Here is a 12,987-nt window from a genome sequence, read left to right as displayed (position 1 = left end):
GCCTACTCGGTCGCGCCCGCTGGGATGTCGAGGCGGTTCGTGATGACCTGCAAGCGTAGACGACTCGAGCGGACATGGACATCAGCTCCCCTCGATAGAGTCGGACGCCTCAATCGACTTCGTGGACCGATCCCTGGGGATGCTTGGCGGCGAGTGACAGTACCGAATTGATCGCATCGGCGGAAGTACCCAGCACTACTTGGTCGAAGGCGCACTGTCCCCGATCTCCTGCTTGGGACACCTCCAGGCGAAGGCGGTCGAAGGAAAAATTTTCGTAAGCTTGTTCTGTCTGAGGTGCCACTGACTCGACGCGCGAAGGGTCTACATCGCACCAAACCGACACCGTGACGTGGCCCTCACCTTTGCAGTCAATTCGCGTCACCCAGTGGTGAGGGCGGCTGTCGCTATTTAAAGGTTGTACGCCAGGTATCTGGGGCGCGATATCCAACTCGTGCTGTACTTCGTCACCTCCATAGGATTGGATGCCAAAGGTCGAAAGTCCACTCGGTTGCCCAATGAAGAGTGGCTCATCTACCCCCCGCTCGTCGCCCCGCATCATCGATAGCCCAACCCATTGAAATCGCTGGTTGGCCTGCAAGGTTGATTGTGATCTCCAGAAGAGCCAAATCTCTCCTGGCTTATTTCCGAGTTGCCCTGTGTCGTCGACCAACTCGCTCCTCGCTAGTGGTGACCGATCTGAAACATCCAAATCCAAGAATACGGAGTCTTTATTGGCGAGTACCAGAGACTGCGAGGAAGCGAAAGCGGTGCTGCCAACGGCTAAATCGGTACCGAATTTCCCTATGCCGGAAGGTCGGATATAGGGCTCGGCGAATCCAAAGGTAAACTCTTTACCTTGCGAGTCGCCATGAAAGCTCTGATACGCCAAAAGTCCTTGGGTACGCAGCATTTCGTAGAAGGCGACTTTCTCTGCTGCCAAAAGAGAGCCTTGCTCCTGCTCCACTCGCAGTTGCACCTCGTCCGGGCGAATAAACCCTCGGTCGTGCACCAGCGACTGGGGAGTAATCGCCTGCCGCGGATTGCTAGGGAGGACGACTTGGGTATTGGCCTCGACTGCCACAACTTCTGCGGCCACTTGTTCGTTGCCAGCAGAGGTCGGGGCGAGTTGTACTTCCCCCTGGTACACGGCGACAAAGGTCGTGAGGTCTTCATCGACCCCCACGCCAAATTCGGTGCCAACATCCACTACCTTTGCGTTAGGCGTGTGTACCACCAGCGGAATCTGTTGGCCACTGTTCAGGCCGACAAGTCTTCCATGCTGTAAAGTGACAGAGCTATCTTCACTTAGCGTCACGGAGATGGGGCCCTCGAGCACCCACTGGCTACCAGAAACCGTCGAAATTTGGACAATGCCCTCGGTTAGTTCGACTGTTTGTCCCGCGAACACCAGACCGCCAATCCCGTTCAAGGGATGACCATCGGGAAGATTCAGCGCGGTCATAACCGTCCCCACTACCACCGGCTGTGGCGGTGCGATAGGTTCTGCAGCTGGTTTGGGAGTCTCGACATGAATGGGAGTCTCCTCCGTAACGGTCGTGTGGTTGACGCCGCCTTGCTTCGATTTGGGCAGCAGCCATAGTGCACTCGTGGCGGCCACCAACAAGGCAGCCGCAATTGCGGCAAGCCACCCCACGGCAGCACGCGACGTAACCGGTTTAGATCGCGTGGCAAGTTTCGGGGGAGATGTGGCGGGGACGTCTTCCAGCTGGCTGACCATGTCGGTGACTACCGCATGGAACTCCTCGTCCTTCCGGGTTTGAGACTCGTTGAGCAACTGAGGCAGCGACAACTGGCGGTATAGTGCCTCGTGAATGAGAGCGAAAGTTAGCAAGCATCGGCAGTTTTGCGTGCCGCTAGTCAGCCAAGTCAACAGGCTGTCGAGCGACTTCGAACCGAAGACGCCAGGGGTGGCTTCTTGCGAGAGGGCTGCTTGTGCCGGCCCCCCGTCGAAAAAACAGTTAAGCGACGTCAGTGTCTTGTCGTGAGGTGAGACGACGGGTTGAGACGATGCCCCCGTGCAGGCTCTCCAAACAAGGTTGCGTGCTTCGGCGAGCAGGGAGACTGCACGTTGCGATGACACTGCGAGCCTAGAGGCCATTTGAGCTGGCGTTTGCTCGATCAGATAACGCATGCACAACAGTCGTAAAGAGTCAGTCGGTAGCTGGTGAGGCACAATTGCTTCGACCGACTCATAGATTTCCGATGTATCCAGTTCGACGGCGGTCTCCAGGCACAGTTCCACGATGGAGCAGTACGACTTCGCTTGCTTGTTGCCGAGGTGGCGAAGGCTTTGCGAAACCTGCGCCACGGTGGTTTTGCCAACAAGACGGCGAAACTCGTCGAGCGACATCGATGCGAGCCGTTGATGGACCAAGCTGGAGCAGATGGCGTTCGCCTCGGCATCCGCCGAACACAATGAAGGGTGGCAGAGCAACACGCACGCCCTGATGGCCGGATATAGCCGCAGCCAGAGCTGAGCGTGTTCTTCGCTCTGGCCTACACACTGGTAGACGTCGGCAAATGCTTCATCGTTGCGGAAGGACAATTCGCTGAGCAGGATGCTGGCGATTGGCCTTGGGGTGCCTTCGGCATCGCTAGCCAGCGCGCAGTCCACCTCGTGCGTGGACGCCATTCGCCAGCGAAGTTCTGCATCAATTTGCATGGCCTCCAGGAAGTAGCTTCTTGCGGAACGATCGCTTCGCAACAGGGTGTTGAGCTCGGCAAAACCTTGGTCCTGCAGCGAGAGATCGCCCGCTTGCCACGCCGCGACCAGCCGAGGCAGGGTGGGGAATTCGCATTGGATCTCGTCGGGTGACATAGGGTCAGTTCCTGTGCTTCTTTCCTGGAAAGCTACTGTACATGCCACTCACGAAGTGTCGCGGAAATACAGCGATGCAACACCCGCCTCGCTCGTGCCATGGTTCGCTGAATGCTCCGGGCGGAGCTGCCGAGTTCTCTCGACATCACGTCCAGTGTCATTCCATCCTGGTAACGAAGCTCCACCACCTTTCGATCGGAGTCGGGGAGCCGATCAACACACTTATCCAGTGCGTCGCGCCGGAATTCGAACAGCTTGGCCTCATCGATCATTTGTGATGCCAGCAAATCGAGCACTTCGTCATTAAACCATAACCTTTCAGTTGCAGTTTTTCGGCGGTGACGAAGTACTTGAATGTGGGCGACTCCACAAGCCCACGAAAAGAAGTCTCGCTCCGGATCATAGTGTTGCCGTTTTTCCCACAGAGCAAGACTCGTGTCCTGCATCACATCGTCTGCATCTGCGTGAGTGGGGACAAGCGAGCGGATAAAGGAGTTCAAGTGTCGTTGGTGCTTGGACAGCAACTGCACGAATGCGGCTTCGGACAGTGGATTGCGAGGGGTGTCTGCTGCAGACATGGGATACCGCCCAGTAGAGTTGCTGGAGAATCTAGTGGCTGCGCGCCGGTGGCGCACGTCAGTCGTTGCCAGAGTAGTTCGACAAGATTCATTTACCATCATAGTGTCTCCCCGAATCTCGTCTAGCTCACCCAGCAGCGCGGTAGTCAACGAGGCGTGCTGGTGGGTTGCGGGTCGGCTGCTACGAGCGAGGCGAGCGGTTGCCGGACGCATGCGATCGAGGTGGCACCACCAGCGCGGTGGAAGTTGACGGGGTGGGCGTGTTGCTGTCAGACTGGGGGAGCCTAGAAAACGCAGATGCAAAGACGTTTTGGACTTTTTTGGATTTTTAGTGTCGTGCTTTCGGGGCCTCAGACGGAGAAGAGTGTGCGAGTATGTAATTGGCTCGCGTAGCAAGTGTACTTTTCATTATTTCCGGAATATGAGTGTCGCGGTATGCCCATCCAAAGTGGAGAGTGAGCATCGGAGCACCTCCGTACAGGCCTTCCCCCAACTACATCGCGCAAGCGTTGCGTCGTGGGGCGTTGCAGTCAAGTGTGATTGCCCGTTGCTCGCCAGCCGTTTTCGCGGCATGCTGGCGCACTAGTTTCCATTACTTTTCAGTTCATTAACTAAGTCATTTTCTTAAATGCCAGAACGTGGGCGCAACGGAATTTCCGTGGCAGCGCCGCTGAGCAAGTGTGTCTTTGTCGACAGTAATCGATTCAACCAATGCGAGTAACGCAACGAGGAGCTTTTCGATGCTAAGGACGTGGAGAATTCTAGTGGTGTTGTCAATCGCGTGCGTGGCCTGCAGGGGAGCCTCTGCAGTAGTCGTGGCATCCGATGACTTCAGTGCCGAGTTGGGCGGAACCGGCTTCAATGCGACGGATGAATGGGGCAACCTCGAGAACGGCGTCAGCACTACAGCCGTGGCAAGCCCAGCGTTTCGGGCATTGGATCCCGCCTTGGACTCCGTCGGACTTGGGACGGTCTACGTTTCCTTCGATTTTTCCACCAGCCAGACGGTCAACTGGGGCGGATTGGCGTTTTTTGAGGGAGTAGACGGAGGAGATGAAACGCTTTTCGTTGGCATGCCCAATGGCCAGCAATCCTACGGCATCGACCTCAAAGGAGGTCAGGGCGTGCTCCTGTCCGGCGTGCCGATAGACACCCAGGTTCATCGTATTATTGCGCAAATCGAGTTTGGCTCCAGCGACGACACCTATCGCCTGTGGGTGGACAATCTCAACGAGTCGATGCCAAACGGCGAAATTACATTGGATGGATTTGTCGTGGACGACGCTTGGCAGTCCGTCCGTGTAGCATCGGACGTAGGTGCCGGCACTATTGTAACAGTCGATAACCTCGTAATTGCGGACTCAGCAGCCGATGTCGGGATGACCCCGTCGGTGGATGCCACGTTGACGATCGATCGCGGTACCGGCGAAATCAGCCTGAGTAGTGGTAGCAATCTGCCGAACGTTGTTGGGTATACCCTGAGATCCAATGCTGGCAGTTTCGACCAAGCCACCTGGAATACCATTGACGGACGCGATGCAACCGATGCGACGCCTCCTGGCGATGGCAGTGTTGATGACAATGACTGGGAGGTGCTCACAGGGGCCGATAGTACGACCGATTTAAGCGAATTCACATTCGACGTCAGCCCCGGTGACGGGTTGGCTCTGGGAACTACCCCGCTTTCGTTGGGCACGCCCTGGATGCGTTCGCCTATCGAGGACATATCTGCGGTAGTGACCATCGACGACAACGGTACGGAGGTGCCTCTGGCGATTGAGGTCGTTTACACCGGGGATGCAGTCGTTTCCGGCGATTTGAATGGCGACGGCGATATCGACCTGGACGATTGGGTAGACTTCAAGGCAGGGCAGGGAGTGGTTAACGGCGGCATGACGGCGGTCGAAGCGTACAGGATGGGGGATCTGGACGGGAACTTTGTCCACGATCTCGAAGACTTCGATTTGTTTGCCGAGGCCTATGACTTGGCCAACGGTGCAGGCGCTTTTGCGGCGGCGATCACTAGTGTCCCCGAGCCTTCAACCATCGCGATGTTGGCTGGCGTTGGCATTCTGGCATGTACAGTCCGTCGTAGGACTGGCCTCTTCGTGCACTTGGTGGCGGCGGTTTTCTTGGTGGCGAGCCTTGGATCCACCGCGAAAGCCGTGGTTTATGCCTCGGACGATTTCAGTGCCGACGGCTCGGGAGTCGGCTGGGCTGGTGGCGATATATGGGAGACTCGCGACGATGGTGGATTCCTTTCCACGTATCCCAATGGATCCCCCGACAACACATTCAGTAGCCGGAACTTTGCTGCACCGATCGATCCGCAGAACAACCTCACCTACATTCGGTTCGACTATCGCCAGGGCGAGGCCAGTGGGCAGGATTGGGGCGGTTTCGCATTCTTTGAAGGATTGGATGCAGGCAATGACGAGTCCTTCTTCGCTGGTGCTAACCCGGGTGGAACCGAGAACTACGCCTTCGATACGAAGGGTGGGGGCAACCTTGACTCCATGGTGCCTTTCAATGCCCAGTACCGAACCATCATCGGTGCAATTGATCAGACGGGTGCCAACACGATCTACAGCATCTGGATCGACAATTTCGATGTGCAGAACCCCAACAATACGTTGACCATTGACGGTCAGGGGGCCATCAACGCCCCTTGGCAATCGCTCCGCTTCAATGGCAGTGGAACACATGAGTTTGCAGACAATCTGCTGATCACCGATGGCAGCGAGCAGAGCATGATCTTCGAGCCGCCAGCGCTCGAAACGTTGAACCTGTTGGTCGACAAATCTACCGGCGAGGTGATGATCGAAAACAGCACCGGTGCTGATGTTGATATCAGCGGCTACAGCATTACCAGCGGCTCGGGCATGTTGGACGCCGGTGGAACGCCGGGTGATTTCAACATCGACGGGGCGGTTGACATTGCTGACTACACAGTCTGGCGCAACCATCTGGGCGGCGACGCAGCCGCGCTGGGAGGAAATGGATCTGGTGGAGCTACCGTGACAGCGGCCGACTACGAGTTGTGGAAAGCTAATTTCGGCAATATGGCAACTCCTGGGGATGGCTGGGAGAGCTTTGCCGAACGCGACACGCCTGTCGCAGGTTTCCCGCAAGGCAGTGACAACGGTCTCGGCTGGGAGGCTGGTGGCAACCCCAGCACCTTTGAAGTCGCGGAGTATTACCTGCTCGGCGAATCGGCGGTTGGCTCAACATCCCTGTCTCTTGGCCCCGCGTATCGCGGCGGTCCGGATGGTACGCAGGACCTTAGTTTCTCATATCGTTCGAACGGTGAGCTCGTCTTCGGCAGCGTCTACTATGTTGCGGCCGGTTCGCTGGCAACATCGGCCGTTCCCGAACCGTCGAGCCTGTTGATAGTTTGTGTTGGCGCGGCGATGGCTCTCATTTCAAGGAGGTGCCGCTAACACGCGCACCTCGTTCCGGTGGCTACGCGATGGGCAGACGCGTAGTCACCGGCCTTATTCACCGGCATCGTCGGCTCGTAAAAATAAAAGGAATGGAAAATGTTGCGAAACGAGGTTAGACGCAGTTCACTCCGCACTTCGCCGTGCAGGGTTTCATGCGCGAAGTTCGGGAGTGCGGGCTTTACGCTGGTCGAGCTGCTCGTGGTGATAGCGATCATTGGTATTCTGGTTGCGCTTCTGCTGCCGGCTATTCAATCTGCTCGAGAGGCTGCTAGGCGGTCCGATTGTAAGAATAAACTCAAACAGCTTGGTATCGCTGCTCTCAATCATCATGACGTTCACAAGCATTTCCCCACCGGTGGCTGGGGATGGCGCTATGCCGGCGACTCCGATGGTGGATACGGCCGCAAACAGCCTGGTGGTTGGTACTTTAACATCCTGGAGTTTGGCGAACTGGGGTCGATTCGCGACCTGGGCTCGGACGGAGACTACAGTGCCATCACGCCCAATCAGAAGTTGATGGCAAAGCAGCGAATTGAGACGACTGTTAGTTTATTCATATGCCCCTCGCGACGTGGCGGCGGAGTCTATCCGTATGTTCGTACCGATGGCAGTGAGTACTACAACGCCGATCGACCAGAGGTGCTGGGCCGCAATGACTTTGCCGCGAACTCGGGCAGCAAGTTCCCTGGGTCTATTTGGGAAGGACCGCGGCAACGAAGTACCACCATGCCCGAACCACCGGACTACAGCGACTTTACCACGTATTCAACCACCAAGGGGCACGTTTCGCTGCGCGGCAACGGTGTCGTGCTCGGGATGAGCGAGGTGAAGATGGCACAGATCACGGATGGAACCTCCCAAGTGCTTCTGTTTGGCGAGAAGCACATTCCGTACGGCGAGTACGATACCGGTACCTTCCCCGGCAACGACCAAGGATGGGACCTTGGGTTCGACACCGACGTGTGCCGCTGGACAAAGTTCCCGCCGCTGGCGGACGGGACCGACTTCCCACCCAATATCACGGGTGAAGATCGCGTGTCGGTGTTTGGCAGTGCTCACCCTGCCGGTTGTCAGTTCGTGCTCTGCGACGGATCCGTGCACACCGTTACTTACGACGTGGATCCAGATACGTTCGTACTGCTCGGGTCTATCGCCGATGGCCAAGTGGTCGACCAAAGCGAGTATTAAACCGCAGCGTCGATCGTCGGGTATTTCTAGAACACCACTGTCTTTGCAACACCTCGACGTGGTTCGCTATTTCCGTGCGACCTCGGCAGATCAGAGATTGGCAGCATGAGTCTATTGCGACCGGGCGGTCGGACGTCCACCGATTGGCGAAAGCACCGCGCTGCGTCACGTCTCACCTTAGAGCCCCTCGAGCCAAGGCAGCTCTTGGCGGGGGATGTCTATTTGTTCAATTTCCAGCCGGAAGCCTCCTTTGTCCCCAATCGATTTCTGGTCGATTCGGGTGAGGTTTATGGTCTGAGGGGCGATGGGCTGAGCTATGGTTGGACGGCCAACGAGAGCGGCGGCGCCTTTGAGCGAAGTTTGCAACCCGATCAACGCTTGGACACCGGGATCGCCATGGGGACGGATTCGGTCTGGGAGTTGGCGCTGCCCAATGGGAACTACGAGGTCACCCTTTCGGTTGGCGATCCGTCCAGTGCAACCACCAATACTGTTGGCGTCGAAGGTCAAGTCGTATTTGCCGACGAGTCTGCGCTGGCCAACGAGTTCCGGACGGCCACTGCAAACGTCACCGTAGCGGACGGCCGACTGTCGATCGATGCTATCGGTTCCGCTAGTGGTTCGACCAGGCTGAACTACCTCTACGTTATCGGCAAACCATCCGGCAGCAATCAGCAACCTGATGCGGCACTCATTCAGGAACCCACTTTCGCGGGGCAAATCGTCAATCCCAGCGATGTCCATATGGAGGCCGTGGGTTATTTCGACAGCGATGGCGATTCGCATGTGAATTCCGACTGGGAGATTTGGACAACCGATAGTGCTGGAACTCCGTTGGAGCTGGCCTGGACGACCATCGGAATCGTTGGAGTCGAGAAGTATCACACACACCTGGGTGACGGTATCTTCGTCAACACGCACGCCGGGCGGGGCGATTTGCAGCATAGCACCGGCTATACAATGCGGGTTCGCTTTCGCGATAGCGCTGGTTCAGTGGGCGAGTGGGCCTCGCGACCGTTTACCACGGGTTCGGCCACCGAGGCCTTTCCGCTCGAGTTGGAGGATGTTGCTGCGACACCTGCCCCAACGTGGAAAGACGAACTAGCCAACAACATAGTTCTCGAGCCGGCGTCCACCGTGCCACACCTGAAACTCGAGTCGCCCGAGGGCGACGAGTTGCTCACCATTGCAGCCAACAACGGTATCATCAACAACGTCACCAATCCTCCGGCCGTCGACGACCATGTGGCCATACGAGTGAGCTTATTTGGCGGCTCTGCGGGATTACAGTTGGGGCCGAGCGATCTGGTGATCTATGACGACGATGCATCAAAGCGCGAGATCTACCTGCCGGAAGTCGACCTGGGCATTGGTCAATTCTTGTACCTCTGGGTAGCGTCGGATGGCTCGACCTACTACGCGAATCCGGAACAAACGCAGCCAGATTTTTCGAATCTCGCCCGTAGCTCCATCCTGGGGTTCGTCGCCTTGGAGCCGGGGTTTCGCGTCGAAGTAGCAGCCGAAGGTTTGCAATTGCCGGTCAACATCGCCTTCGTACCGAATCCTGGAACCGATCCGAATGATCCTCAGTTCTATGTCACCGAGTTATATGGCCAAGTGAAGGTCGTGCTCAACAACGGCGACGTGTTGGACTATGCGACGGACTTGCTCAACTACAACCCTACCGGGAACTTTCCTGGGTCTGGTGAACAGGGAGTGGCCGGGATCGTCGTCGATCCTGGCACAGGCGACGTCTTTATCACCCGTGCCGCGGACGCCGATGGAGTCGAAGGCGGCCCACACCACGGTCAGGTGGTACGATTGCATAGCACGGACGAAGGCCGCTCGTCTACAGGCGAGACGATCGTCTTGGACATGGTCGGCGAAACTCAGGGGCAGTCACACCAGATCTCCGACATCTCTATTGGGCCAGATGGCAAACTCTATGTGCACAATGGCGATGGGTTCGACTCGTCCACCGCACTGAACCTCAACTCATTCCGCGGAAAGATCCTGAGGATGAATCTCGATGGCACTCCCGCCGTCGATAACCCTTACTATGACGCGGGCGATGGACTGACTGCCACTGACTACATCTATGCTTACGGGTTTCGCAATCCCTTTGGCGGTGATTGGCGAGCAGCCGATGGCATGCTGTACGAGGTGGAGAACGGTCCGGGGAGCGACGATCGATTTGCGCGCGTCGAAGCGGGCGCCAATTACGGCTGGAACGGTTCGGCCGCGTCCATGCAGACCAATGCAATTTACAACTGGACTGCCCCGCACGCCCCCGTCGACATCGCATTTGTTCAGCCCGAAACGTTCGGTGGCAGCCAATATCCGCTCGCGTATCAGGACGTGGCGTTCGTCACTGAATCCGGCCCCACTTGGGCGGCTGGACCCCAGGAGAGAGGCAAACGAATTGTTACCTTCGAGGTCGATGCCAACGGCAACCTTACTAGCGGGCCGACCCCCTTTGTTGAGTACCAAGGTCAAGGTCGCGCTACCGCGGCGGGCATCACGGCAGGGCCCGACGGACTGTACTTCTCAGATCTGTATCCCGACACCAACATGCAGGACCCCACCGCTGCAGGGGCACGTATTCTTCGTGTCCGTTATGTGGGCGTGGCGGGTGGGTCGGCAAATTTTGAGGCCGACGTTCGCGCGGGATTGAACGATCTCGACGTGCAATTCACTGATACCTCGACCGTCGGTGGCGCGACCTCATGGCAGTGGCAGTTTGGCGATGGAGCAACGAGCACCGAACAGAACCCGCTGCACACCTACACCACGCCGGGCGTTTACGACGTGCAACTTACGGTCGTCGGCGAAGATGGAGCTCGCACTTTGGTGCGTTCCGATTACATTGTTGCCGGGTACTTGCCAACGGATACCAACCAGGATGGCGTCGTTGAAGAGAGCCAGGATGTGCAAAATTTCATCAATGGCTGGCTCAGTAATACCAGTGGCATGACCACGCAGCAAGCCTTGTTTGCAGGCGACAACAATCTCGATGGATTGGTAGATAGCTCTGACGCTTTCCGATTGCGTCGTGCGCTGTTCGATGCAGCGAATCAGCCTGTGAGCACCCCTAGTGTGACCTACCCGCCAGGTGACTTCAATCACGATCTGGTGGTCGATCAGCTAGACTACTCCGTTTGGAAGGCCGATTTTGGGCTCACGCTCGAAGATGCAGTAGAGCTTCGATCGGATGCGAACGGAGACGGCGTCGTCGATCTGGCAGACTACACGGTATGGCGCAATCATCTGGGGGTGACACTTCAGGCGGTTCAAGTGGCAGCCGCGTTGTCGATCCCTGGTGCCTCGGAGGTATCGATATCGGAGGCCGCGGTGACCGCCGGCGATGAACAGCAACTTACGCCACAACCTTTGAGAGATGTTGCACGCAACCGGCTTGAGCCTCGAACGCATCGATCACCACGCGACGCAAACGGGGAAGCGGTCGATGCCCGAGCCAATGTAGGACCGGTGTTGTGGCGAATCGACCAGCAGGACGGTCGGCTGCAGCGAAAAGAAGCTCGCTGGTTATATCGCACTGCGAATGATGCGGATCGCAGCCATTCAATCGAAGCTTTTGACTTGGCCTTTGGAGAACTGGAGGAGCACGAGATTCGAACGCTTAATGGCCGGAGACACGAAGCTCGGTAGTGAACCTGCCGGATTGTGAGTGCTTGTGGGGTTTGGTTGTGTTAGAATAAATGTGACGATTTTTCCGTTTTTACCGTCGCATCGTGCGAAACTAATGCGGATTAACAACAGGGGAGGTAATCTCGTCTGGTCATCGCAGAGTTTATGCGCCTTGTCTGCGGTAGTTATTTGCCGTGGGCGAGGTGTAACGGGTAGCGGCATTTCGGTTTAAGCTGTTGCCTTGCTATGAAAGTTGCAAGCGGATATCTGATTTTTCTCTTCTGGGAGTATGAACCAATGATTGCACTGAGTCGCTACTTCTATTCTCTCGTTGCCGTTGGGCTTATCGCCACAGCTCTACCGGCATCAGCGGCCCTGGTTGCCGCTGACGATTTTGACGATGCCGATGGGACTCTGCTGGACGGCAAAGCTCCCGATGTCGGGGCAAACTGGCGGGTTACCCAGGGCGGTGGCGACCTCGATGTGCAAGGCGGTGTACTCGACACGACGGGCGCCGGACGCACTGGTTTTCTCGATTTCGCAGGTGGGAAAGCCCTCGGGGCAGGCGAATTGCTCACGATGCGACTGACCACTCAGGATCCGTCCGGCAGCAATTTCTTTAGCGGTGGCTACGCGGGATTCTCGTTCTTCGAGGGAAGTGACGCCTCAGAAGTTATGTTCATCGGCGATACCGGTGGTGGCGAATTCTGGGGGCTCGATCAAACGCTGGTGGGAGGCACAACGCTTTCAACCAACAATGATCCGGATGCCACGGCGGTGTTTACCTACTCTTTCGATTCCGGTGCTTATGCTTTGACGATCGATGGCGCTGTCGAGCTATCGGGCACAGGGACCGCCAATCTGGCGGTCGACCGTTTTCGCTTTGTCAATGGTGGCGGCGGTGACCTGATTATGGACTCGCTGGCGGTGGACATCTCCACTGAAGTTCCTGAGCCGGCTTCAGTCGTCACTGTGGTCCTGGCCTTCACGGGCTTGGCTGTAGTACTTCGTGGTCGCCGGGCATAAGGACTTGGTTCTGAATCGAACGAGGCCTCGTCTGACGTCACCGGCAGGCGAGGCCTCGCTGCTAGAGTGGGCTACCTTCGAGGGCAGCGTCCTTTCATTGCAAAAGGCGGTGAGGACGCCGCTACTAGGCGATCTTCCCAAGGAGATACTGCCATCCAAGGATGCCCCACGCGACTCTGTTGATGGAGTCGGACTTGGCAATCCAGATGCTTGAGCCGGGCTACGGTATATTTGATGTTTGCCGTTGCGGCGGTCTTGCTTCACA

At 57.1% G+C, this 12,987-nt stretch carries 6 protein-coding genes; 4 read left to right on the top strand and 2 right to left on the bottom strand.

Annotation, left to right across the window (positions count from 1 at the left end; translation table 11 throughout):
* Positions 1-109: 109 nt before the first annotated feature.
* Positions 110-2,839 (bottom strand): FecR family protein, encoded by a 2,730-nt coding sequence (locus tag NG895_RS24520; RefSeq protein WP_252855187.1) that lies wholly within the window; start codon positions 2,837-2,839, stop codon positions 110-112.
* A 32-nt stretch (positions 2,840-2,871) separates the two neighbouring features.
* Complete coding sequence (locus NG895_RS24515; RefSeq protein ID WP_252855186.1) at positions 2,872-3,417, bottom strand: sigma-70 family RNA polymerase sigma factor; 546 nt, start codon at positions 3,415-3,417, stop codon at positions 2,872-2,874.
* A gap of 815 nt (positions 3,418-4,232) precedes the next feature.
* Here NG895_RS24515 and NG895_RS30685 point away from each other — a divergent pair.
* The 4 genes from NG895_RS30685 (at position 4,233) to NG895_RS24495 (ending at position 12,722) form a co-directional block, all read left to right on the top strand.
* Positions 4,233-6,857 (top strand): PEP-CTERM sorting domain-containing protein, encoded by a 2,625-nt coding sequence (locus tag NG895_RS30685; RefSeq protein WP_252855185.1) that lies wholly within the window; start codon positions 4,233-4,235, stop codon positions 6,855-6,857.
* A gap of 204 nt (positions 6,858-7,061) precedes the next feature.
* On the top strand, positions 7,062-8,048 hold the full coding sequence (locus tag NG895_RS24505; protein ID WP_252855184.1) for a DUF1559 domain-containing protein: 987 nt from the start codon (positions 7,062-7,064) through the stop codon (positions 8,046-8,048).
* Between the two features lie 105 nt (positions 8,049-8,153).
* Positions 8,154-11,717, top strand: coding sequence for a PQQ-dependent sugar dehydrogenase (locus NG895_RS24500; RefSeq protein ID WP_279676596.1), 3,564 nt, complete (start codon positions 8,154-8,156; stop codon positions 11,715-11,717).
* Positions 11,718-11,993: 276 nt separating this feature from the next.
* Entirely contained in the window at positions 11,994-12,722 is a 729-nt protein-coding gene (locus NG895_RS24495) for a hypothetical protein (RefSeq protein WP_252855183.1), read from the top strand.
* The last annotated feature ends 265 nt before the right edge of the window (positions 12,723-12,987 follow it).

It is taken from the genome of Aeoliella straminimaris (assembly GCF_024054565.1).
GTDB lineage: Bacteria > Planctomycetota > Planctomycetia > Pirellulales > Lacipirellulaceae > Aeoliella > Aeoliella straminimaris.
The sequence above is the reverse complement of the archived record's forward strand: the minus strand, read 5'-3'. Positions and strand labels throughout refer to the sequence as shown.